The sequence below is a fragment of the Mucilaginibacter sp. genome (assembly GCF_039207105.1).
Classification (GTDB): domain Bacteria; phylum Bacteroidota; class Bacteroidia; order Sphingobacteriales; family Sphingobacteriaceae; genus Mucilaginibacter.
This window is the reverse complement of sequence record NZ_JBCECK010000022.1, coordinates 17,386-44,022: the sequence shown is the minus strand read 5'-3', so window position 1 is coordinate 44,022 and position 26,637 is coordinate 17,386. Positions and strand designations below refer to the sequence as shown.

Sequence of the window (26,637 nt, the reverse complement as noted above, 5' to 3'; positions counted from 1 at the left end):
TATTGTAACAAGTTAAATAATAGCCTTATATGCATGAAAATCTACTGCTTTGTTTAGGCCTGATCATGAGCGTGTCGTTCCTGGTTCTTATTGCCAGAAAGCTGTCGATCCCTTATCCTATTTTTCTTGTTATCGCCGGCTTAGCTTTTGGCTTTATACCAGGTATTCCGGTTATACATATTGATCCTAACCTGGTTTTTCTTATCATACTGCCACCTGTTTTATTTGACGCTGCCCAAAATACATCCTGCAAAGCTTTATGGAAGTGGCGGCGCATTATTACCGTAATGGCATTAGGATATGTGTTACTTACAGCAACTATTGTTGCCTTTGTTGCCTGCTTACTTATACCAGGATTTACACTCCCCCAAGGTTTTTTATTGGGCGCCATTATATCTCCGCCTGATGCTGCGGCAGCTACTGCTGTACTTCAAAGGATAAGATTACCCAAAGGCCTTGTATCTATATTGGAGGGCGAAAGTTTACTGAACGATGCTACCAGCCTTACAGTTTTCAGGTTTGCGCTTGCTGCCATTATTACTAATAATTTTGTTTGGTACAATGCTGTTGGCAATTTTGTATTGGTTTGTGTTTCGGGCATTGCCATTGGGTTGTTTTTTGGCTTATTATTTTATGCCTTTTACAAGTGGTTACCTACTACGGCTAACCTGGATATCGCGCTTTCGTTTGTATTGCCCTATCTCATTTACCTAAGTGCTGAAGCCGTTCATTCATCGGGTGTATTGGCTATAGTTAGCGGCGGCGTATTTATATCTTATCAAAATCATTTTATTTTCTCGCACAGCAGTAGGCTTAAGGCCAATGCGGTTTGGCCGGCTATTATCTTTATCCTGAACGCCGTTATATTTTTCCTGATCGGGTTGCAACTTCCCGATATCATGGCGGGTGTAAAGAGCATCCCAATTTCAAACGCACTACAAATTGCCTTGATTATTTCCCTGCTCATTATTGTGATCAGGTTGCTGGCCGGTTATATCTCCTCTATTTTTACATCTTTTATTAGTCATTACATCACGGTTGCCGTAAGTCATCCTGGCTGGCGAAACCCTTTGATCATCAGCTGGGCTGGCATGCGCGGCGTAGTATCTTTAGCCTCTGCTTTAGCCATCCCGCTCGTGCTCCCGGGCGGACAAGCTTTTCCGTATCGGGATCTTATTCTGTTCATTACATTTGTGGTTATTATTGTTACACTTGTTGGGCAAGGCCTTGCTTTGCCCTGGGTAATTAAAGCCGTGAGACCAGAATCCATACTCGGATCAAAAGAAGATAATCAGCAGCTGATTGAAATAGATCAGCATTTAATATCCGCCGCTATTACTGAGCTTAATTTGAAATATTCGGCTGAACTTCAAGAAAATGGCATGCTTAAAAACAGAATGGACTTATTAGCATTTAAAGTTAGCATTTATCAAAACCTTGGCGACGACCGCAAAAAAAGGGAGAACGCTTTGGCTATCATAAAAAGCTTTAAAAAGATCATGATGCAAATAACAGAGCATGAACGAAAACAACTCCGTCATTTTAGACACCAACCAGATTTTGATGATGATGTTATTCGCCTCATTGAAAGACGGCTCGACCTTGATGAAGAAAGGCTGGATGACGACATTGAAACTGTTTGAAAAATAAATACCAAACCGTTGTCCCAATAAAAAACATTCATTATCATTAGCTTATCCAAACTTATTTACATCTAACTGCTAATTTTATGAAAAAGAACATGCTGTATTGGGCATATACATTAATTTGGCTAACACTTTTATTTACTCCGTTTTCCGGTATAGCCCACAAAGCCCAGGATACTACTGTTTCTCCAGCCGTTAACAATCAAACTCTTCCTGTAACCGTTGCTCCAATAACTAAAATTCCGCGTGTAATTAAAATACAAACGGTATATGCCAGCGAAGAAGAACAGCAGAATGAAAAAAAGAACAGACGAACCACCGCGTTTCCGGATAATACATTACGGTTTACCATTTCAAATCCGGATGCATTTTTACGGGCCAAACCTACAGATAATGCCAAAATTGTAATTTATGCTAATGGGGTTGAACTGAATGGGATCAGCAACAGTTGGTACAGAAATATAACCCGGTTAGATATCAACAGCGGTCAAATACCGGCATTGGGTACTACCGCTGATATTGATGTAAAACTTTTGCGAAACGATACCACTCAAGCTGCCTGGAATTTCTTTTACAGTGGCAGCAGGCATTTTTGGTCAAATTATGTTGATATAGATGCCTCAATTGGTTGGGAAGGCATGAGCTCACTTGAACGAGCACCATCTTTACGCGCTATCCGGATAGTTTATTACCAGCAGTGGATATTCTGGGGGTGGCTTGGATTGTACCTGATAATTTTAATATTCTTTTTACTGGTTGCCCGAAAATCTGATGCTTTGAAAGAACGCCCCGATGGCCCATACAGCTTGTCATATACCCAATTATTATTTTGGACGGCATTGATCATAGGTGGATTTATTTACACCGTAGTACTTACGGATATTACTAATAGCTTGAATACCTCTATTTTGCTTTTATTGGGAATAAGTATTGGTACAACCGGAAGTGCCACTGCAATTGATACTTCTTTTAATCAGAATAACCTTATTGTAAGTGATAAACGCAGCAAATCATTTTTTTATGATATCCTTAGTGATGGCGACTCTTACAGTATCCCCCGGATACAAACTTTTGCCTGGAATTTGGTTTTAGGCTTATATTTTATAGTATACACCATAGTGCATAAAGCCATGCCTGTTTTTTCCGATACACTTTTATATTTAGCCGGTTTTAGTTCGGTATCTTACCTGAGTGCTAAACTGCCAGAAAATATTAATGCGAAAAATGCAGCGCAACTAAAGTTGGCAAATCCGACTAATAAGAAAGATCCAGGAGCCACTCAATCTGAAAAATAAATAAAACAGAGCAGCATGATTCTGATCATGCTGCTCTTGTTTACTCGCCTTTCGATTTTCCTAATTTATCAAATTCTACCACTCCTGCACGAGAAGCCCATTCGTTATACATTTTGGTCAATTCAATAACCTTTTCAGGATATTTTGCAGCCAGATCATTTAGCTCAGAGCGGTCTGTACTGATATTATAAAGCTCCCACTTATTTGCAGGCCTTTGTGATACCAGTTTCCAGTCGCCTTGCCTTACGGCACGGTTACCCTCATGTTCAAAAAACAGCCCGTTGTGCCCCTTCCATGTTTGACCCTTAAATACAGGTACCAGACTTATACCTTCTGTTGGAGTTATAGAATTCCCATTGTAAACTTTAGGATACGATACCTTAGCCAAATCAAGACAGGTGGCCATTAAATCAATAATATGCGCTGGCTTGCTCACCAGAGAACCTGGCTGAATAACACCAGGATACCATGCAATAAAAGGAGTAGCAGTGCCACCCTCATACTCCCAGTGCTTAAACAACCTGAAGGGCGTATCGCTTACATTAGCGCCTAACGATTCGTATGATGTAAATGAGGTTGGATCGCTGGCAGGTTTATTATTAGCAGCTAATACCTCAGGAGTAAACCCAGGCCCCTTAATGCTTTCATTACTGGCGCCGTTATCTGATAAAAACATGATCACTGTATTTTTATCTTCACCCAGTTCTTTAAGTTTAGCCCTTATACGGCCTATATTTTGATCCATACGATCGATCATGGCTGCATACACTGCCATTTTGGTATCGAAACGTTCTTTTTCTTCAGGAGTAAGACTATCCCACTCAGGCACGCTTTTATCTCTGGGCGAAAGCTTTTCATCTTTATTGACAATACCCAGCTCTTTCTGCCTGGCTAACCGCTCTTCACGAAGCTTATCCCAACCCTTCAGGTATTTACCTTTATATTTGGCTATATCTTCAGGCAATGCCTGTACAGGCCAATGAGGGCTGGTAAATGCCATATACAGAAAAAAAGGCTTACCGGTTGTTTTATTATCATCAATAAATTTAACGGCATAATCAGCATAAGCATTAGTCGAATACCAATTTGGCCCGGGTGTAAATTCCTTGTCGTCCAAAGCAATGGTTAATTTCTGATTGGGTCGGTAAGGCATTGTTGGATTAAAATAACTACTTGCACCATCAATTAAACCAAAGTAATGATCAAAACCGCGCTTTACAGGCCAATGCTCGGGGTTGGTACCCACATGCCATTTACCTGCCATTAAGGTGTTATATCCACCCTGTTTAAGCGCTTCGGCAATGGTTACACAGTTTTTATTCAGATAGCCCTGATAGGCCGGTACATCGCGGTGGTTTACCATATCGCCTACCCCAGCCTGGTGTTGGTAAAGCCCGGTAAGCAGCGATGCCCGCGTTGGGCAACAACGTGATGCATTGTAAAACTGGGTCATGCGCAAACCCTCTTTAGCCAAAGCATCAAGATTCGGGGTTTGCGTTTCCGAACCAAAACATCCTATGTCTGAATAGCCCATATCATCAGCCAGAATAATAATGATGTTTGGCTTTTGTTGAGCAAAAACGGCTACCGGCGTTAAAAAAGCTACAGTTAAAAGCAGAAATACCTTTCTCATTATTTGCTTAATTTATATACCTCACTACCTGCCAGCAGGAAACAACCTAATCCATAATCTTCAAAATCTGGTACCTTATCATAACCAACCGGTTGCCCATCTTTAGGTTCTTTTCCGGTTCCTTGTACAAAACCAAGCATACCATCCTGGTGTAAACACTCTGTCGACATGGCATTCCAAGCTTTGGTAATTAAAGGTAAGTAGGTTTTCTTTTTCAGGATACCATGGTTAATCCCCCAGGCCATTCCATAGGTAAACAGTGCTGTGCCCGACAATTCTTTTCCACCAAAATTGGTTGAATCTTTTAAGCTCACGTTCCAATACCCGTCCGCACGTTGCAATGGAACCAAGGCCGTTATCATTTCTTTATAAACATTCAGGTATTCTTTACGATGAGGGGCATTTTCGGGCATGATCTCTAAAACCCGCAGCATGGCAGCTACTACCCAACCATTACCTCGCGACCAGTAGCAATCAGCCCCATTTGGTTCTTTGTAGGGCGGTACAAAATCCTTATCGCGCCACCACAAATGATCAGTGGTATTATACAGTCCATTGCCGCCATGAACAGTCTTGGTGTAATTATAAATGGCGAACATTTTTTCATAATACTTATCGTCATTATAAATTTGGCCCAACCTGGCATATACCGGCATTGCCATTTGCAGAGCATCAATCCAATTCCAGTCATCTTTTTTCTCACTGTTCACCATCAGATCTATAGATTGTTTTATTTTTTCGATACGTTCCGGCTTTTTATCTATCAGATAAAGATCTAAATAGGTTTGCCCGCAGCATTGATTGTCCGCATTACGGGTGCTTATCGCATCGCGTGGACTCCAGTCATGTTTATCGCTCCAGTCAACAGCATAATCATAATATTTTTTCTGAGGATCTATTTTATACATAGCCATCAACCCCTCATAGTAAACAGCTCGTGTCCACAGGTTACTGGTACGGGTGATGCCTTTTACAGTGACTTTGGCACCCGCATCCGGCCATTTTTGCATAAAATAGTTGTTAGCCAAAGCCATATCGGCCAGTACTTTTGTTTTGGCTGGTAATTGAGCCTGCACCACGTTTATTATCCCGATCATAGCAGCGGCGCACAGTATCATCTTTACCTTTGCAAATAGTTTATTCATATTGTAGGTTTTATATCTCATTAATTTGGTATCGGCTTAGCCCTATGGCATTCGTTTAAGACCTTCCCATTTTACTTTCCATTTTCCGTTTTTAGGAAATCCCGGATTGGTAGTGGTTGAACCATCCCATCCGGCGCACATCATAGCTATGGCAGCCAATAATCCCCCATTACCTGGCAGGTACAAGCGCAGTCGGCCATCCTGATAATTGTGCCCGTTAGGCAAATAAGTATTGGTCTTAATAGGCATGAATAATGCATCAATAGCTTTATCCGGCATGTTAAGGCGGGCAGCCGTCATGGCAGTCATCGGGAAATCCCAGCCCCAGGTATCTTTCCAATCCCAAACATCCCAAACCAGGTTAAAGGTTTTCTTCATCACCAGGGTATCGAGCTTATTATTGTAAGGCAGCATACCATAAGCAGCCAATACAGCCGGATGATCCGTTTTTAACTTAGGATTAGTATATCCATCAGGTGCGCTTTCCGCCGCCAGGTATACGCCATTCTTTTGCGGAAGGGCTGAAAGTTTTTGGAGGATGAGCGCGTATTTTTTATTTGGCTGCATTCCTAAACGCTTGCGCCATTGTTGTGCGGTGTTTAATGCCCAACGCCAGTATTGCAGCTCATAAGTAGGATTAAAAGTTTCTTCCGGTTTATAACGTTCCTGAGCCAGGATAATGCCTTTGCCTAAAATATAACGGTCATGTTCCTGATCATAGGTCGGAAAAGACGCCATAAAATCGGCGTCGGCCAATACCAGATCTTTGTATTTATCCAGTGTTTGTTTATTTGGGTGAGCACGGTAATCCAACTCGGCAAAATAAATAAAATGAGGCTGCTGCCATATCAGGAACGCACCAACCGATGATGGGCTTTCATTACCATCCGGGTCAGTCATTTTTTGCCAGCGAACACCATCATAACCCTGCCTTTGGGCTATGGCCTTAGCATTGGCTTTAACATGATGATACCAATCCATGCTGTTTTCCAATAGTTGCTCCCTACCCCAAAGCGCAAAATGGATACCATGCCACCAGTGCATTTCCAGGTGGGGTTTACCATACCAGCTATTGTAAGTTAAACCAGTTTCTTGCGGAGGCTGGTGCCCCGAGCATTGTATTTTGGTGAGGTATTGGGATAGTGTTATCCTGCGTTCCAGTTCATTGGCGCGAGGATCGGTGCTACCTTTAAAATCTACTGCACCACCACTCAGCCAAAAGGCTTTCCATTGTTGTATGCTGTTTGCTTGTACAAGAGAAAAATCAGGGCTAACCGTTGTTGGATTACGTGAACTAAACATGCATGTAAACGTCAAAGAATCGGCTTTCCCCTGCGGCGATAATATAAACTGATGAACACCTGAGTTTTTAACAATAGCCGTTCCCTGCCAGCCTAAACGTACATAATATTGGTTCGTATCAAGACGGTGAATAATTGTAGTTTCCTGCTTGCCTGAAGAAATTATTGACGAGCTATGTTTCTCAGGATTTTTCCAGTTGTCTCCATAATCAGCAAATTGATTGGTTGGAAAAGGAAAACGTAACCTCACCTTGAGCCGACCTTCAGATAATAATTTTGACTGCACTCTCACTCCTATTAAGTCAAATCCCTGATGCGCATAGGTTTCAACGTTTACTGCTTCGCCATCAAAAGTAAAGGAGCTGTTGATCCTCCCAGTCCACAGGTCAAGTTCCTGGCGAATATTTTTAATATCTTCTATCCGGGCTTCGGTACCATCTTTACGCAGCAGAATAAAACCCAGGTTGCCTAATTGCAAACGATGTACATTTTCGCGAAACCAGTTGGCCGCATCTTTATTTCGTTTGGGTTGGCTCCATTGTACGGAATAGGTTACCTTTCGGCCATTGAGTGTATATGTTTTTAATGTTTCATCAAATTTATAGCCTACCGTATCTTTAAAGCTATGCCATCCCCATTCAGATTGCGTACCTAAAGGGATACCTTTGTCATAATGTTCAGGGAAAGTTTGTAAACCTGTAGCATCAACAGTAAAGGCAAAACGACCATTGCCAACTGATAGGGAGGATAAAGTATCAGTACCATTATTAACCACATTATGGCGTTGTACCAAAGCTTTACGATCAATTTTGGTTTGAGCCTTTACAATAACCGACCAAACCAAAACACAGATAGAGAAATATACAGGCAATAGTTTTTTCATATATGGTTGTTATCCTTCAATTTTAAATAAGAAGGGAGAAGCCGTCATATACTTGCCTCCCTGCGATGTGGTGAACATATATGTTGGTTTTCCGTTTTGAAACAATAGCTGAGGCCTTTCAAAACGACCGTATTTATTCAGATATTTTGGTGGAGGTGGTTGATTAATATGATAGTAATCGGCATTAAAATAACCTATTTCGGGCTCACTCCATTTTTTACCGGTTTTTGATTCCATGTATAAACCATATTGATGGTTAAATACGCCCATGTCACGGGCCAGCATTTTAAAACGGCCCTTATCCATCCATACAAAAGCATCTTCCAACTGGGCATTGTTACTCTTACCCGAAAAATCAATCACAGGGTTACCGCTGTATTTTATATATGGCCCTTCCAGTTTATCGGCAATAGCCAGACCATATTTGCGGTTTCCTTTTACTAATGGATCAGTCGAATTTTCATATTCAGCAGTATTCCATGATTTATAAAATAGCCAGTATTGCCCGTTCGGGTGTTTTATAAACGCCGGATTGGTAGTACAATGATCATCCCAGGAACCGGCTTTACCCGCCTCTAACAAGGGAGCATCAGGACGTGTCCAGGGACCGTCAAGCGAATCGGCGGTAGCTAAGCCTATCCGCTTGGTATTGGTTTTACCATTGGAATTACCCATAAAAAACAGGCAGCATTTACCATCAACTTTTTTAATCGACGGGTTATGACAGGTAGTTGCATCCCAAAATCCCGGGCCTCTCGGGGCAAGAATAACACCCTGAAATTTAAGTTCACTTTCCGGCGTATCTGCTATCGCGTGGCATATTTCTGAGCCATTGATCCATCCACCCATCTTTTTCGAGGCTACCCAGCGTGAAAAAAATACATGTATCTTTCCATCCGGGCCTTCAATTGGGCTGTTACACCAAACATAATAGCCCTCCATTTCCAGCGTACGGCCAACGGGTTTTAATTTTTTTGCAAACGCAGAAACATGATCATCACTCTCTGCAATTGCCAATCCTGGCATTAATATCATTGCAGATGCCAAACCTAAATGCTCAATAAAATCCCGTCTTTTCATCTTCCAAAAAATATATTCGCTCCGTTACTTTAAATATTTATTTAATCCCAGTTCAGGGATTAACCTGATGCCCTGAATAACAAACTTTGCATTTAATTGCGCACCGGCTTCCAATGTATGGGTAGCATCTGTTCCAAAATAGCTTGATTTAACTTTTGCTTCTCCTTCGGTATCATAATCATCGGCTATCATTTTGTTCAGGTCAATGAAATAAGCCTGGGTTTGTGCTGCTGTTTCTTTAGCCCATTGCCCGTAATTGTTTATATCGTTACGACCATCAGATTTACCATCTTTCCAGGTATTACGGGGTATCGGTGAGCAAATAATCGGGATTGCTCCTTTTGCTTTTATATCATTTACATATTTGCGCATGTACCAACCATAAGTATGTACCACTTCCTGCACTTTCCTGATAGGGTTATAGATCTCCTGTTGTTCCTTACCTATACCCTTAATCGTACCTCGGGCGCGGGCGGTATCATCCAATTTGCCATTATCATTATGACCAAATTGCATGATCACAAAATCCCCGGGCTTAACTTTTGCCAGTACCTTATCCCATAAACCCATAGTTTGAAAAGTACGGCTGCTGGTACCACCCAAGGCATCATTTTCTACAGCAACTTTTGTGGTATCAAAATAAGTGGCGATGTAATTACCCCATCCCCATAAACCTCCATCGCCCTTCCCTTTACCGTTTTTTACGGTAGAATCACCTATCAGATAAAATGTTGGTTTGTCAGCGGGTTTATAAAGTATAAAAGATGATAGCACAATTGCCCCTATCAACAGCAGACTTAAACTTGCATTTTTTTTAATAAAGTTGCCCATCATAACAATTGATCAGTTTTTGAGGTATTTATTTAAAGGATTTCTGCTATCTGCCCTGATCCCTTCTGCAACAGATTCCGCATTGATAGTAGCCCCCATTTTATTGGTGTGCGTATGGTCGCCGGGGAAAAACTTTTTCACAGAATCCGGGCCCCATTTATCATATTTATCAGCAGTGATACGGTTCATATCAATAAATATAGCCCCCTCCTGCTTCGCCACCTCCTGCGCCCATTTACCATAATCATTATTAGCACGTATTACCTTCCCATCACGAAATTCGTTTCGGGGAATCATGGATAATACAACTGGTGTAGCTCCTTTTGCCTTAGTTTCCTGTATAAATTTGTGGAAGTACCAACCGTATGTATGCACGGTCTCTTTTAACCCATTTGGCCAGGTAAGTTCCACCGTTTCATCACCTGTACCCTTTAACACACCACGATATCCACTTTTTGTAGTGTCGGGCTTGCTGCCTTCGTTGTGGCCAAATACCATCATTACATAATCACCCGGTTTTAGTAATGAATCAACCTTGTGCCAGCGACCCTCTTTTATAAAAGTGCGGGTGCTTCGGCCGGCCATCGCGTCATTCTCTATGCTTATCCTTGACAAATCAAAATAATTCGAAATAATACTTCCCCAGCCCCACGTTTCTTTATCGTTATTATGAGTTGTAGAATCGCCTATCAGATAAATTGTTGGCTTTTGCTGTTTAACAAATGCTAAACCTGCAAGGGCAACAATTAATAAGGTTATAATGGGTCTTGATGCTTTCATCATTATTTGCCAGCATTATCACTAATGGATACTTTGGTGTTATCTGTAGCTGTAATTTTTGAATCTTTCCACCCCCAGCCCTCGGCAAACTTTACATCGCCTGCTGTTGCTGCTTCAACATCAACCTTATCAAAGTAAAAATTCTGCATGGTTGATTCTTTTAAGCCTACAGCATTAATAGCTTTTTTTGCTCCTGTTACTTTAACGTTAGAAATGTATATGTTTTTAAAATGAGGTATTCCCTTTTCTGCAGGCTCAACCTGGTGCAATATTTTTTTCCAATGCGGGGGAAGGCTCTCGGGATTATACCCCTCCGGAAGTTTAGAATAGCTGTAACTTGGATTCCAGTTCATGGTAAACTGAAAAGCCGTTCCAACACCATTCATGGTTATATTGGTAAAATGAATATCTTCTACCGTGCCTCCCCTGGTAATGGCCGATTTAAGGTTGAGGCCGTTACTGGTTCCATTGCCGGTTAAATCAGTAGCTAACACGTGCCTGATATCTCCGGAAGTTTCACTCCCGCAAGTAATAAGGCCAGCCCCCGCCCTGGAGATACATTTGCGTATCACTACATATTCTGTAGGCTTATTTACCCTTAAACCATCCCAATCGCGACCTGCTTTGAGGCAAAAATCATCATCGTTGCAATCAATGTCACAGTTTTGTACCAGGATCCAGCTTGATGAATCTATATCTATCCCATCTGTTGATGGCCCATGCCCATCTACATTATTGCGGATAATGATCCCATCAACCGTTACCTGTTTTGAATAAAGCAACTGAACCGTCCAAAAACCAGCCTGTTGTAAGGTAATATTTTTAATAGTAACATCGCTTGAGTTAGATACCAGCAGTGTACGGGGGCGTTTGGCATCATAATCAACTATCCAACGCAAACCTTTAGGATCATACTCGGTGCGCATTTTGCGATACATATCCCAAAACGGTTTGCCCTGGGCATTTACCAAACCGTTTCCCGTTATAGCAATATTGGCCTGTCCGATAACGTTAATCAGCGCTGCCGGCCATTTCATCTCTATACCTGCCACACGGGTATCTATCTCCGGATAATCTTTGATATCCTGGCTTCCCAACAACTCAACTCCTGTTTCAATATTGAGGCAAACATTCTTTTTAAGAAATATAGATCCCGTTAAATACTTGCCTGGCTTAAATGAAACTATACCGCCGCCCTTTGCCGAACACTGGTCAATAGTTTTTTGAATAGCTGCAGAATTTAAGATTTTGCCATCATTTACTGCACCGTTATCATTTACAAACAGAATATTTGTTTTAGCCGGATAACTTTTAGCACCAACCTTTGTAGTCCAATCCATATTGGTTTGCGCGTTTGCTATGCTTGCGGCAACGAGTAATAACAAAACAGAACAGCGTAGTAATTTCATAAGTAGTATTATTCAGTTTAGTATAATTATGGGTAACATGATCATATTAGTTACTCTCCTCAATATTGTTTGAGGAGAGTAAACCATATTGCTAATATCCTGGATTTTGTGAGTATAATCCCGGAGCAGCATCTAACTGTGTTTGGGGCACCGGATAAATTACATAGTTTGCCACAACAGGTTTAATGGCCTTTTGAGCATCTTCTTTCGCTATCCAGGCGTTCATAATGGTTAGCAGATTGCCGCTTCTTTGCAAGTCAAACCAGCGTAAGCCCTCATCTGCAAATTCCCGGCGGCGTTCATCAAATAACTGATCAAGTGTTACTCCGGATACAGATGGTAAACCAGCTCTCGTTCTTACCTGGTTAACAATCGCGTCAACATCTCCCTGTGCGCCCGGAGCTCCGTGTAATATACATTCTGCTTTTAGCATTAAAATATCTGTGTACCTGATGGCTATATAGTTGATTCCCCAATCAAAACGGCTGGCAGTCGGAATTTTGGTAATATCAAGCCATTTTTTAAAAAAGGGACGAATTTCAGTAGTCCCGGCATTGGTATAACCAGCCGTGTATAAGCTGAACGCTTTGCGGGTATCGGCTGCGGCATAACTATTCGCCAGATCATTTGATACCGGAATGATTTCTAAACTGCCATTTGATTTGGTATCCTTAATAGATAAAAAATAGGTATTTGGAGCCAGCGTCCATGGGAATGACGCGCCGTACAAATCAGCACTACCGCTAATGCCGCTGGTATACATCACATCAAAAACAGCCTCCTTGTTGGTTGTTGGACTTTGGTTAGTATATGAAAAGACGCTACTGTAAACAGGATTAAAAGCAAATTGTCCGCTATTGATCACATCCTGTAATAATGGCAAAGCCAAATTCCATTCGTTCGATCCTGTTCCAGGACCTTCTATGCCATAATTGGAGGCAGATTTAGCCATATACACCTGAGCCAGCAAAGCTTCTGCCGCATATTTAGTGGCTCTGCCAACATCAACGCCGGTGTAACTGGTTGGTAAATCAGTAATAGCAGCTTGGAGATCAGCGATGATAAGTTTATACACGTCCGGAACAGAACTGCGATTTATGGTATTAGCCTCTGGTGCAGTAACCGGATGATCAATTATTGGGAGCTTACCAAAATATTTAACCAGATCAAAGTAATAAAAAGCACGCAGAAATTTTGCCTCCGCTTGTAACCTGGTGGCTAATAAAGCAGAGCCTATGAAACTACCGTTCTTAGCTATCTGATCAAGCAGGGTATTGGCTCTGAAAATACCATTAAAATCAGTTGCCCAGGCTTCAGTTACATAAGCATTTGCCGCCAATGATGGTGAAAAATCATTAACAGGGTCCCAATCACGTACGGTAACCGAAACGCCATAAATATTGTCTGACCGTATTTCGGACATGTTTAACAAGCGTACGGGATAGTTATGCAAATCAGCATATACTGCATTTGCCCCTTGCAAAAAATCACTCGGTGATTTGTAAAAGGTTGCCGTTGTTGAATTAGAGATCGGTACCTGGTTTAAATCCTTTTTGCAGGAAGCCATCAGGATAACTGCTGATATGGTTGATAGAAAAAATATCTTTTTCATTTTGATAATGTTGAAATAATTAAAATGTAACACTCATACCGAAAATCAATGATTTAGCTAATGGTAAACCACCATAGTCGCCTGCTTCCGGATACGCGCTATCAGAGCTAATAGCAGTATTTTGTGCTTCAGGGTTAAAGCCTCCGTAATATTTGTCGTGACCAAAGAAATTTTCGGCAGTAACATAAACTCGCGCGGCGCCTAATACTTTGGTTTTAAATACTCTTTTAAGGTCGTAACCAAGTGTAATATTTCTAACCCGTACATAATCTGATGAGTATAACCAATCGGTGTTGGCCACAAAACCAAAGGTTGAATAAGCCTTACTTACACGTCCATCTCCCTGGTTGTCTGGCGATCTCCAACGATTTGCATAAAATGCGGGCGCGTTATCTGTAAAACCCTGGCCAGTTCGGGTAATAGCCCTACCCAGTAAGGAATAAATTGAGCCGCCATTTTGGCCCTGTACCAATACAGTCAGGTCAAAACCTTTCCAGCGTACAGTATTGGTTATACCCCATGTATAAGTAGGATTCGGGTGACCAACAATTTGCTTATCAGCCTCGGTAATTACACCGTCGCCATTCAAATCCTGATATTTTGGATCACCAACGGTTTCGCCGGTACCATATGTTGCCACGTGGTTATCCAGATCCGCCTGTGTAAGAAACCCGATTTGTCTCACTACATATATACTGTTGATAGGTTGACCTACACGTAAGATAGCATCAGACACATCAAACGAATTTGGAATAATAATTTGTTGTTGATTGCCGTACAGATTTACAATTTTATTTGCATAATGGCTAATATTGATAGAGGTGCTCCATTGAAAATTACCTACCAGGTTATGGCTGGTTAATTCCAGTTCCTGGCCAATGTTACGTACAGAACCCGCGTTACGTAGCTGGCTACCAAAACCTGTTGATTGTAAAATCGGCACATTGAGCAATAGCTGGGTATTCAATTTATTAAAGTAATCAAATGAACCGGTTAAACGGTTGCTGAACAATCCGAAATCAAGGCCCAAATCATAAGTTTGCGATTTTTCCCACTGTATATCAGGGTTAGGTAAATTGTTTGGCGCCTGACCAATAGCTAAACCCTGAGGCGAGCCCAAAACATACCCGTATGAACCTATTGTTGAAATACTTCCGTAATCGCCTATGCTGTTATTACCGTTTACACCATAACTGGCACGCAATTTTAAATCACTTACAACAGGAACACGTTTCATGAAATCTTCTTGTACAATGCGCCAGCCCACAGATGCAGATGGGAATACGCCATATTTGGTATTGGCGCCAAATCTGGATGAACCATCCTCACGTAAACTTGCCGACAACAGGTATTTATCTTTAAACCCGTATTGCACGCGGCTAAAATATGATACCAGAACACTCTTAGTACCTGTAGTATTACCTGTTACATTAGCAGCGGCATTTAGTGTTTGAATTACACTGCTGGTATAGCCACCAACGGATGATAAAGTTGACTGATCTAATCGATCTGAATTATAAGACTGGCCGACCAAAACATTCAGGCTATGGACCGCATTAAATGTGGTATTATAGGTTAGCGTATTTTCATTTACAAATGTTTGCCTTTTAAAAGTACTGTATGAACCTGATGTATTGGCGGTAAGGTTGGAGTTTGTAGACGCGTTAAAAGTTCTGGAAGCCTGTGTACCTGAAATAGTATACGGAGTATAGCTGTTTGACGCATTATCAACATTATCCAAATTGAGTGAACTTCTTAGGGTCAGTCCTTTGATAATTTCGTATTCAGCAAATAAACTTCCCAGTGTACGGTATTTTTTAGTTTGCCCAACTTTGTTTTCTAACTTGGCAATAGGGCTGTTAGCAGAGTTACCCCAGGTATATTGCCCGTTTTTAAAAGCATTGGGATATAGACCCACTGTATCTTCCTGAATAGGGCTATAACTGATGGCCTGATGAAAGATATTGTCTTTACCTTCTACACCAGGATCTTGAGATATTGAATAAGTAGGAGCTAAATTTAAGCCCAACTTTACATTTTTTGCAACTTTTACTTCAACATTTGCCCGCGCTGAGTAAGCTTTATAGCCCAGGCCTTTTACAAAACCATCCTGATTAGCATAGTTACCGGAAATAAAATAGTTTACGAACTCGTTACCACCGCTGGCGCTCAGCGCTTGATTTTGCATAGCTCCTTTTTGCTCGATGGCCTTTTCCCAATCAATATATTGCAGGCCAGGATGTCCAGGCATAGCCCAGCGTGGATCAGGGATATAAGCCGAACTGAATGCCCCGCCATTAAGTGCCTGGCGTTTTGCAACATCATCGCTGGCGGTTGCACCTTGGGCGCCATATTTAAGTACATAAGCCGCATTGATCATTTCTGTAGCACGGTCAATCCACTGGTCGCCGTTAAGCATTGGCAAATATTTAGCAGCTGCATTATACCCATAATATGCGTTATAAGTAATTTTTGCTTTACCTGATTTACCTTTCTTGGTAGTGATCAATACAACACCGTTCGAAGCCCTTGATCCATAGATAGCCGCTGCCGCTGCATCTTTTAAAACCTGGATATCTTCAATATCATTAGGGTTGATATTATCCAATGGGTTACCAGTGCCGAAACTACCGCCAGTACCTATCGGTGACACCGATAAAGGAAAGCCATCAATAACATATAATGGTTCGTTGCCGGCGCTGATAGAACCGCTGCCGCGAACGTTTACGCTAAAGGCTTTACCCGGAACGCCGGTAGTTTGTTTAACGCTAACACCGGCCATTTGGCCAACAAGCGCCTGATCCACCCGGGTTATGGCGCGTTCATCGAGGTTATCGGCTTTAAAAGTAGCAAGGGCTCCAGTAACGTTACCCTTTTTTTGCGTACCGTAACCAATAACAACCACCTCATTTAACTGTGATTCGGTTTCTGATAAGCTTACGTTAATTACGGTATTTGTGCCTACTGTAACTTCTTTAGCATCAAATCCTATTGATTTAAATACTAACACCTGACCGGGCGTTGCTTTAATGGAATATTTACCATCAACATTGGCTGTAGTGCCAGATTTTGTACCTTTTAGTTGCACAGAAGCAGCTGCAACGGGAACGTGCTTACTATCGGTAATAATACCTGTAATGCTGATTTGCTGTGCAAAAGCGCTATAAATACCTGTTACGTTAAATAAAAGTAACAGCAATAGCATTTTACAAGAATAGATAAAAATTCTGTTCATAAAATTGGGTTTATTGGTTTAACTGTTTGGTGCAGTCAGATTATAATTGTAATACGAACTTAAACCTTAATTTCAACAACACCATCCTGTAGCGTCCTGCTTAAAAGCCGGATAGTGCATAAAAAGGGCGATCAGATTGATCGCCCTTCCCTTATTAAGTTGTAAACAAAACTATTTTATAGCCAAATACTTAAGTGGTGTAAGTGTTACCGGACCGAGCAAACCTGATGGTTTAGGCTCCCAATTTATAGCGGTAAACAGACCATCTTTACCTTTTGAGCCCTGACTATGCGATTGAAAGTTGGTATTATAAAATATCCTGTAAGGCATATTTTTCTTATCCATATCAATAATACGGTTCACCATCAGGTTAGCTACTTTTACCTGTAGTTCATTAACCGTCTTTAACTGTGCTGAAGGTATAGTAACCGTATACTGCGGTCCGATAAGCGTTGCCAATTTTTTGCCATTCAGATAAACTTCAGCGTTTTCGTGAACCTTACCCAGGTCAAGCTGCCAGAACAATGCATTTGGTGTCGGCTTTTTAAAGCTTATGGCATAAGTACCTGTGCCTGAGAAAGCTTTAAACTCGTCACCATCCAAATCTGTCCATGACTTAAGTTCATTCAACTTTAATGGCTTAGGCAGTGTTGGGCCGCCTTTAGTAAAACTAAGCATCCATGAACCATTAATAGCCACGGGTTTACCAGCTGCTTGAAAATAGGCATAGTTTGCAACGGTCGTTTTTGTAGGCGAAGTTTGCAGAATACAGCTTGCTCCGGGTTGTAGCTGCAAATAAACGTTGGTTTGATCTTTACCCTGCTTCCTGCTTCTGGCCATCCCGTATTTTTTTGTCATCGGGTCAAATATGACTACCGACGCTGCATTTACAGATAAATTCACCCAACTATTAACCGCCTTATCGCCATGATTGGCAATAAAATAGCTGTTTCCATTTTTGTAAGTCCGCCGTACAAACTGTAAACCTTCGTCTGTCATACTTTCTCTTTTTATCCCGGCATCGTCAAGCAGGGAAGATATATCAGAAGCTATTAAAAACCGGCCCATACCTACTTTAGCCACCTTGCTATTCTTCTCTTCAACAAAATTCAAACTGCCTAACAAAGCTTTAAACTGTTTTTCACGTTCAATTAAATTAGCATAACCAGGTACTTCTGAAGGTAAATTTTTGTATACAACTATTGTTGCTCCGGCCTTTGCCATATCCATCAGTTTATTTAACGTCGGCAAGGGTATGTATTTGCAATCGGGCAGTAAAATGGTTTTGTATTGATGGTTTCCGGTTATGATGCTGCCATTTTCAGTTTTCGAACCCAATATTTGCTTATCTGATATAAAATCAAAAGTGTAACCTCTTTTCAGCATTTCTTCAGTAGATAATTCAAATCCTGTACCCTGAAAATCAGGCTTCATGGCATCGTAGTGTTTAAGCAATCCACGCTCACCCGGTTCAGAAAAACTATCAAATAAAGGATAATAAACCAACACATCATTATCCGGATTACCTTGCTGTAAAAACGACTGGCAATTGGTAATGTATTGGTTAAGGGTTGAAAAATCGTCCCAAAACGGATTGGTTTGGTTAAAGTGTACCGCCGCATAAAACAACCAGCCCGGCCAGGGTGCATCTTTTGGCGAATAGCTGATACCATGATAAAATATATGGTTAACACCGCCTATAAAATACTTGTCAATAGACTGCTTAACATCTCCTAATGACGACAAAAAATGATCATTTAACCATGTTGCCGACTCTGATGATGCTAAAGGTTTCCCGGTAACGTGTGCCGCCGAAGTGGCGAACTTAAAACGTAAAATATCATTTCCTTCAGTTTCGGGTATATCGATCGCGGCATACAGATCAAGTATATTGGATGGCGATCCGTGCGATTGGTTGCGTATTAATGCGCCTTTGCTTTTGGCCCAATCATGCCAGGGTTTAGTAAAATCATCCAACAGCAGATCAGATATGGTTTCGCGGTAATCGCACAGAATCCTGTTGTTGTTCTCTTTGCTTTCGTTACCAAATAAAGCAGTCAAATGATCGCGCAGATCATAACCCCTTCGTTTAATAAACTCGTTAAAAAATTGCGGGGTAAAGTTTGACTGCCCCCGGGCATCATCCACCTCATACGAATCATTAAAATATGCGCGTATAGCGCTTACATCCTGACCTTTAAACACCTGATCAAATTTATCAAGGTAATGATCAAGCGCTGGTTTTGAAAAGTGATCTATCACATAGCCCTCTCCACCCGGAGCGGCGCGCTCAACCATTTTTCCGTGCCAACCCTGAAAAAGCGCATAAAGTTTCCAGTCACCTGAAGGAGCGGTCCAGTTTAGTTTTCCATCTGCATTAACTTTGTCGGTAAGGTTCAAAGCCTGTCCTTTACCATCATAGGCCATTAAAACAGTTAAGGGTATTTTTTTTTCAAACCTAACCTGGTCAAGGGCCATTAACTGCAGTTTTTTGTTGCTGCTGATAGGCTCAACCAAGTCTGTAATCTTTGGTGCCACCCCATCGGCCCTGATCAAAGGTTGCTGAACAAATACAATTGGATCATTCAGTTTTTCGCCGCTTTTCAGATCATAATTTTTCCAGAACAGCTCTTTACTGGCATCCTGATCAGTTACCCAGGGTCCACCAAAAGGCCAGCCGGTTGCATTGGCCATATCTATACCCATATCCAGGCGCTTAGCCTCATGTAGGGTATATTTCAACATATCTACCCATTGCGGCGAAAGGTATTGAATAAACTCATTTTCATGTCCTTTAACACCATAGATCGGCGTTATTTCCATACCACCCAAACCAGCATCGTGGTAACTTTGCATGTTCCAGCTGAGGTCTTTTTGATTTACAGCGCTGCCCTCCCACCACCATCGTGCCCAGGGTTTGGTTTGTTTGGTAACGGTTGGCCATCCCACTTGTGCTGAAACACTTTGCGAAGCCAACAAAATTGCCAACAAAGCAGCTGCTTTTAAATTCTTTGTTATTAATGACATTATTATCCTGCTTTTAGTGTTTGGCTATTTCAACCGCGTAAACCCCTTCGTGACCTTCAAAGTTTGCTCTGAATATAACCCATTTTTCATCCGGAGAAAAATGCACATTTGGTTCAAGGTGATAATTATGATTCTTCATATTTACCAGTTTTTGTGATTTAAAATGATCTCCGTTTGGTTTAAACAGATATATCCACATGCCATCAGGTGCTTTGGCTACCTGGCCAGAATTACCTCCATCGCCGGCAAATGTTTGCTCATCCTTGGTCACATTGAAATGGATAGACCATTCATTACGGTCCATTTGATAAACCCGGTCTTCTTTACCTGTTTTCATATTAATACCGGCCAGAAAAAAAGTTTGTCCTTTAGGTTTTTGCAGATCAAACCACTCGGTATTACCCAGGGGCGAAAAAAATTCATGCCCTGCAATTTCGTTTACCATAGTGCGCTTGTGCAACAATTTATTTTCGCCTGTTTTAATATTGATATTCCATATGCGGTCTACCTTTTCCCAGGGGCCTTCATGACAATAGGATAAATTATCTGGATCTGTGGGTGAGAAAAGCAGGTGATTAGTCCATTCGTTTTCCTGATGAATTTGTTTTAATGTTTTCCGCTTAACATCAAGTACATAAAGTGTATGTTGGATGTGCGCGTCATATATCCGATTAAAGAAATCATGTTTTTCAGGATACTTTGCTAATATTTCCCTTTCCTGCTCCCCGGTAGCCTTTACACAAGCCATAAAAGTTCCATCAGCATTTACCGTTCCTACCCGCCCTTTAAAATCGGGCGCAAACGCGTAAATAAACCTTGTTTTATGGGTATTTACATTTACAGCGAATATACTGTCGCCACTTTGATAAAATGCTTCGCGGGTTTTGGCGCAAACCATCTCGCCTGCAACCTTTTCACGGTTGGTTAGCTGTTCTATCTTTTTTGTTTTTAGATTAACCGTAAACAACTGAAAGCCCTTGTCTGTTTTACCTGAAAATACCATCAGATCACCTTCATTGGTTTTCTGCGGAACAAACGGATTATTGTTAAAATAAAAACTTCCGTTATCTCCTTCGCGGTTCACGAGGCGAATCACCTTATGACCGGTTTCTTTATCTATCCACTGCGCAGGCATTGGTTTAGTACCACCCGTTTCCATAGTTTCCTGGGCTTTTACAGCAGTTACTCCTACCTGCAAAAGTGCAAGGGTAATAAAACACAGTTTTTTTCTTAGGCTCATTTTATTAAGGTTTAAATTGGTTATCGTGACTAACATTTTTTAATTGTACGCAGCAGAGTCTTTGATACTATGCAGAATGACAATGCCTTTCAGGCCACATAATCAATCACAAAATATTATTAAATTGGTTACGGCAGCTTAAATGAGCCGTGGTTTATAATAAAGCTAATTTATAGGTTGGGTATGCAAACAGCGTCCTGCACCATCCTGATTCAAGGACGATATAGTGTAACAAATCCATCACATTGCGACTCGGAGAAATCTTACTTATTTTTAGCGCATTAGGGTAACACTCATCAAACCAATCACTACATCATTTGTCAGCGTTCTTAATTCCAGATTTTTCAATTGCTTTTTACTATCAAGCGGCAAATCAAGCACAGTAGCTGCACCACCATCAATACCTTTATTAGTATAACCTTTAATGGTAATGTATTGCTTATGGTCTGTAGCTACCTCTCCCGTTTTTAAATAAACACGCAAAGGTTTGGGAGCTCCGGTTTTAAAAGCAAAATCGTCGAAGTCATCGTCTTGTTCTATGGGCCACCAATTTTCGGGATTCTTAATATTTAAAACAGCCTGCGTACCATCCTGATAATTAACAGTTACGGTTGCATTAGTAAGGCGCGATTGCATTGGATTGGTTGAACCAGCCATAAGCAGATAAACGTGAGCAGCCTGGCCGGTTAACGGAATGCTGATTTGGTTAGGGTAATTATCCCAATGCGAAGTAAAGATGATATTTTTACGATCATCTGTAGGAGTGTCAAAAGGTATTTGATCAGGCAATTCAAAAATCCCTTTATTTTCAGCAGCGGCTTTCTTTAATCCGCTATCATCAATATTTGCTGTAATAAGCGGGTAAGCCCAATTACCTATTCCCTGCCAGGGTAATTGAAGCGTGGTTGATTTTGGACGTGGCGAAAGGTATTTATTTTTGAAAATCTGGCTAAGCTTATCATTAAAATATGTTGACAGATCAATTGTTTCAGGCTTCCAATCAGGCTGTTTATTGATATTCCAATTGACTAAAGTGGTATCCAAAACGTTTTGCCTATCTGATAAATGAATCTGATTACTCCCCGGCACCAGGCTAACTGCAGGAACAGTTATTACCGTTTTCTTTGCAGATGCAGTAATAATATTTGTATGATATGCTATTTTTAATTGCGGATTTACTGTAATGCTTATATTATTGCCTGAGCCATTATTCACAATTTTAAATTGGAACCGTTCACCTTGCATCGTATCAGCAACCACAACTAAAGGCTTAACAATATTTACGTTTACTGGTTGCCACCAGGTAAAACCATCCTGCTTTAACTGAGCAAAAAAGGTGTGGTCGCCCTGCGATCCAACTATTCTTGCAGTCAACTCTGTGTCTTTAATAACCGGAACATCTAATATTTTCTGAGGATCTTTGATTTTTACAATCTGCGCTTTACTAAATGTTTGATCCAACATTTCCCCGGCTGTAATGGAGGTTTCTAAAAACGAACCCACTGGCTTCTCCTTACCCCATTCTATTTTAATTTGCCATACTTTTTGCTTTCCAGCCAATATTTGTAAAACTGGATTACCAACTGAATTAGTAACTGCCGTCCATTTTACAGGCCTGCCGTTTATAGTAACTGATAATACAGAAACAGATTTTGCTGCAACCTGAAATTTCAGTGTAGGCGTTTTTTTAAAGGCTGGTTTAATAATATAACTATCGGCTTGCCCAACACACTTATAATCAAATTGAACATCTGGTATCGATAAAGAAGCATAGTTCCATTGCCGCGGTAAACCAGGTTTAATGGTTAATGTATCTTTTAACAGATCGGGTTCAATACCAAATAATCCCTCTACCAATGACCGGGCAGCCATACCTATCGGATCTGCAAAATCCCTGTACAGCTCTCCCCGGTGCGCATCATAAAATGATATTTGCTGAAAATTGCCCGGGCTGGCACCCAGATACATGCTTTCCAGAATGGCACTTTTCCACAGGGTAAAGGCTTCTTCATTCCGGTTACCTTGCCAGTAAGCCAATGCCGTATGTAGATTTTCGGCCATGACCACATTATTCAACGACCAATCATAAGGCAGCCAATTGGTAGTTGATAACAAACAATTATTCCCCGATAAACCCTCTGCAATAACTGGGATGTGGGGAATTTGCGTATCTACATATCTTAATGCCTGGTACTTTTGAAAAGCATCTGGCACCTCCGAATCAATGGTATGATAAATCGTCCATAAACCTGCCGATGGGTGTAATAAACGCGAACCCAATAGGTCCTGATACTCTGCATAACTTCCTGTAGCAGGCATCCATAATGTTTTATTAATAGCTCTTAATATTTTATCTGCTTCCTGCTGATAAGGTTTCGGATCTTTACCAATGAGCTGAGCCAGGTAAGCGACCATTTTATTGGCTTTATAATTGTAAGCTGATGAATGTGTTACTCCGCCACCACTATATTGCAGGGCATCGCTTGCCCAAATAGCGCAATAGGCATCATACAAGCCATCTCCATCGGCATCAAAATTTCGTTTTTCCCAGGCAAGATGCCGCTCAATAACAGGCCACATTTTTTTAACCTCGTTTAAATCACCTGTCCATTTAAAGTGATTGAGCAATTCATCTATGTAAACCAAATTCATATCATAATGATGCGGACGGATATCGCCACCCGGATTACGGCTGATGTAACCACTACTGAACATAGATGTACCTAACTTTTCCTGTTGACGGGCAAGGTGTAAGGCAGTATCAGCAACAACCGGCCCAAATGTAGATTCAGTGATTTGCGATAAGGCATAACTACTAAAATGAAGCCATGCTCTATCATGCCAACCTAAAGGATCGGCAACATACGGCCCGCGCCAGGCAGGCAAACGCATACGCCAGGCTACAGCACCATGCATATAGGATGGATTTTCCCATATGCCATCAGCAGCAATGCTTAGCGCACCACCCAGCGTATTGATATAAGCGTCTGGAGTATGAACAATAACCCGTGATGCCAGTTTTTTCCGATAACACTCTGCCTCCTTAAATAATTTAGCAAGATTAGTTTGCTCAATTGGTTTTCCGTTCTGAATTACCCAAAACAAATTATGATCTGCTGTAAAGTTTGCTAAGCCCGTAATTACAGGTTTATCAGTAGCTTTTGAGTTAAACATGCTTAATGGAGTATCCTGTACATTTGCATCAGCCAAATGCACATTGACTGATACAGGATAACTGCCGTAAAGCACATTTTTAGATATGAGCTCCTTTTTTTGATCATCTGACTTAACCTGTCCGTTTTCATAACGGCCCGCTTCGCTTAAGCTTTTGCCGTTAAACTGAAGTGTAAAGTTTTGATCATGTATTTGAAAATTATTTCCTTTACAATAATCGGGTTGCATATCAAAACTCGATTCAGGATCGGCACCAATATCTCCGTCCCTTGAAAACTTTTTACCTGTAGCGCCACCAAATGCCCAAAACAGTTTAACCTGTTTATCCAGATTGGAAACTCGTGCTTTTACCAAAATATTTTCGGCAGATGAACCGGCAAGCACTTCAATATGAAGTATACCTTTTTGCCCTAACAGTTTATCTTTTATGGTATAGATCATACTACCGGGACGATAACGAGCCTCAATAAATTCGGCATTAACCAACCACTTGGACTGATTGCCATTAACCAAACCAAATTTAAGGTTACCACCCATTCCGGGCAGGTAAAGGGCAAATTCAGGCAAGTCACCGGTTTCTACCCGGAACGCGGTATGAGTGCCATATAAAGCCCTATTGAACCTGTGCTTTCCATTAACAATTACAAAATCAGCTCCATCAGGATGATAGCGCAATTCACGTTTAATATTATGCCATAAACTCTGGTCTGTTGATTGGGCATAACTTTTTATGGCCGATAAAATCAGCATAATTAAAAATAGACTAATGAAGATTTTAAAGCACTTCGATAACCTCATATTTAATTTATGGCAGATAAAACACTTCCTGCAGGGGCACACTCACCGGTGAATTATCAGCATTACTTTCCATTACATTAGCCATATAAGCCCACCACTTTTGCATAATAGCATGGGCAGGCAAGGCATCCATTACAGCTTTATCTGTTACCTTTAAAAAGCCGATAAGATTGTTGGTTTCCTGATCCAGAAATATAGAGTAATCACTTATACCGGCACTTTTGAGAAGCGCTACCAGCTCGGGCCATATTTCATCATGCCGTTTTTTATACTCTTGCTCAAAGCCTGGAAATAGCTTCATTTTAAAGGCTACTCTATCCATTAGTAAATAAATAATTATTAGTGCGGTAATTGGTTATGCGCTATTCGTTCAAATTGGTATATACTTTTAAACGTTTTACTAAATAAGCTTGCTTTTTTCAAATAACCATCCTGTAGCATCATGATTAAAGCCGAAAAGTTTTTACCTTGCTAAACTTAATTATTTAGCCAATTTCTTCTATTTAATGTTGTGGTATGAAGTCTTCGCGATTATTAGATTATATATACATTGATTATTACTCATCTACACCTAAATACATTCAGTTAGCCAACTCCATTATAAAAACTGTGCGTGAAGGCAAATTGGTAATTAACGAAACCCTGCCTTCTATTAATGAACTGAATCTTAATTTTGAAATATCACGGGATACTGCCGAAAAAGCATACAAACACTTAAAATCTATTGGCTTGCTTGGCTCTGTTCCGGGCAAAGGATATTACATCAAAAACACCGAGGCCGACCAACATTTTAAAGTATTTTTAATATTTAATAAGCTAAGTACACATAAAAAATTAGTATACGATGCCATTGTAGATGGCCTTGGTCACGAGGCGGCTATTGACTTTTATATTTACAATAATGATTTTGAGTTTTTCAAGAAGCTACTTCAAAACAGAAGCAATGATTACACCCACTATGTAATATTACCGCATTTTATGGACGGAGGTGAAAACGTTCATGATATCATTAACACGCTGCCTAAGGAAAAATTGATCATATTGGACAAACTGGTGCCCGGGGTAAAAGGAGAGTTTGCAGCTGTTTATGAAAACTTTGAGAAGGATATTTTCCAGGCCCTTAAAGAAGCCCTGCCGCAATTAAGTAAGTATCATACGCTAAAGATCATTTTCCCGGAATACACTTATTTCCCGGGCGAAATATTAAAAGGCTTTTTTAGTTTTTGCATTCAATACGCTTTCACTTATAAGGTAGTTCATGATATACAGGGCGAACCTATAAACGAGGGCGAAGTGTTTATTAACCTCATGGAAAATGACCTGGTTGTTTTAATTGAACGTATCCTGTCAACCAAACTATTAATAGGTAAAGATGTGGGTGTGATATCTTACAATGAAACGCCGCTAAAAAAGATCATTTTGAATGGGCTGACCACCATATCAACAGACTTTGAACAAATGGGGAAAATGACTGCCGAAATTATTAAAAACGGTACTACAGCCCGTTATGAAGTTCCTTTTTACCTAACCTTAAGATCTTCGTTATAA

The 26,637-nt window shown here is 40.8% G+C and carries 16 protein-coding genes; 3 read left to right on the top strand and 13 right to left on the bottom strand.

Annotation, left to right across the window (positions count from 1 at the left end; translation table 11 throughout):
- Positions 1–29: 29 nt before the first annotated feature.
- Together AAGC65_RS06885 and AAGC65_RS06880 are read left to right on the top strand one after the other, a co-directional pair.
- Positions 30–1,643 carry a Na+/H+ antiporter gene (locus AAGC65_RS06885; protein ID WP_343111689.1) on the top strand — a complete coding sequence of 538 codons (1,614 nt, stop codon included), beginning with the start codon at positions 30–32 and terminating at the stop codon, positions 1,641–1,643.
- A gap of 86 nt (positions 1,644–1,729) precedes the next feature.
- A complete protein-coding gene (locus tag AAGC65_RS06880) occupies positions 1,730–2,941 on the top strand; it encodes a hypothetical protein (protein WP_343111688.1) in 1,212 nt (403 codons plus the stop codon).
- Between the two features lie 40 nt (positions 2,942–2,981).
- On the opposite strand, the gene AAGC65_RS06875 is transcribed toward AAGC65_RS06880, so the two are convergent.
- From AAGC65_RS06875 to rhaM, 13 genes are all read right to left on the bottom strand, one after another.
- Entirely contained in the window at positions 2,982–4,574 is a 1,593-nt protein-coding gene (locus AAGC65_RS06875; RefSeq protein WP_343111687.1) for an arylsulfatase, read from the bottom strand.
- Positions 4,574–5,719 (bottom strand): glycoside hydrolase family 88 protein, encoded by a 1,146-nt coding sequence (locus AAGC65_RS06870; protein ID WP_343111686.1) that lies wholly within the window; start codon positions 5,717–5,719, stop codon positions 4,574–4,576. The genes AAGC65_RS06875 and AAGC65_RS06870 overlap by 1 nt, the downstream gene beginning before the upstream one ends.
- Before the next feature lie 42 nt (positions 5,720–5,761).
- Positions 5,762–7,903 (bottom strand): hypothetical protein, encoded by a 2,142-nt coding sequence (locus AAGC65_RS06865; protein ID WP_343111685.1) that lies wholly within the window; start codon positions 7,901–7,903, stop codon positions 5,762–5,764.
- Between the two features lie 9 nt (positions 7,904–7,912).
- Positions 7,913–8,983 carry a glycoside hydrolase family protein gene (locus AAGC65_RS06860; protein WP_343111684.1) on the bottom strand — a complete coding sequence of 357 codons (1,071 nt, stop codon included), beginning with the start codon at positions 8,981–8,983 and terminating at the stop codon, positions 7,913–7,915.
- Positions 8,984–9,007: 24 nt separating this feature from the next.
- Positions 9,008–9,817, bottom strand: a complete 810-nt coding sequence (locus AAGC65_RS06855) for a rhamnogalacturonan acetylesterase (protein WP_343111683.1) — start codon at positions 9,815–9,817, stop codon at positions 9,008–9,010.
- Positions 9,818–9,826: 9 nt separating this feature from the next.
- Positions 9,827–10,597, bottom strand: coding sequence for a rhamnogalacturonan acetylesterase (locus AAGC65_RS06850; protein ID WP_343111682.1), 771 nt, complete (start codon positions 10,595–10,597; stop codon positions 9,827–9,829).
- Complete coding sequence (locus AAGC65_RS06845) at positions 10,597–12,003, bottom strand: glycosyl hydrolase family 28 protein (protein ID WP_343111681.1); 1,407 nt, start codon at positions 12,001–12,003, stop codon at positions 10,597–10,599. Before AAGC65_RS06845 ends, AAGC65_RS06850 begins: the two co-directional genes overlap by 1 nt.
- Positions 12,004–12,094: 91 nt before the next feature.
- Positions 12,095–13,615 (bottom strand): RagB/SusD family nutrient uptake outer membrane protein, encoded by a 1,521-nt coding sequence (locus AAGC65_RS06840; protein WP_343111680.1) that lies wholly within the window; start codon positions 13,613–13,615, stop codon positions 12,095–12,097.
- Between the two features lie 19 nt (positions 13,616–13,634).
- On the bottom strand, positions 13,635–16,850 hold the full coding sequence (locus AAGC65_RS06835; RefSeq protein WP_343111679.1) for a TonB-dependent receptor: 3,216 nt from the start codon (positions 16,848–16,850) through the stop codon (positions 13,635–13,637).
- Positions 16,851–17,021: 171 nt separating this feature from the next.
- Positions 17,022–19,877 (bottom strand): glycosyl hydrolase, encoded by a 2,856-nt coding sequence (locus AAGC65_RS06830; RefSeq protein ID WP_343111678.1) that lies wholly within the window; start codon positions 19,875–19,877, stop codon positions 17,022–17,024.
- Positions 19,878–19,890: 13 nt separating this feature from the next.
- Positions 19,891–21,117: an oligogalacturonate lyase family protein gene (locus AAGC65_RS06825; RefSeq protein ID WP_343111677.1), complete on the bottom strand. Its 1,227-nt coding sequence runs from the start codon at positions 21,115–21,117 to the stop codon at positions 19,891–19,893.
- Positions 21,118–21,390: 273 nt separating this feature from the next.
- Positions 21,391–25,041: a DUF4450 domain-containing protein gene (locus AAGC65_RS06820; protein ID WP_343111676.1), complete on the bottom strand. Its 3,651-nt coding sequence runs from the start codon at positions 25,039–25,041 to the stop codon at positions 21,391–21,393.
- Positions 25,042–25,096: 55 nt separating this feature from the next.
- Positions 25,097–25,411 (bottom strand): L-rhamnose mutarotase, encoded by a 315-nt coding sequence (gene rhaM, locus AAGC65_RS06815; protein WP_343111675.1) that lies wholly within the window; start codon positions 25,409–25,411, stop codon positions 25,097–25,099.
- Positions 25,412–25,605: 194 nt separating this feature from the next.
- Between rhaM and AAGC65_RS06810 the strand changes: the two genes are divergently transcribed.
- Entirely contained in the window at positions 25,606–26,637 is a 1,032-nt protein-coding gene (locus tag AAGC65_RS06810) for a GntR family transcriptional regulator (RefSeq protein ID WP_343111674.1), read from the top strand.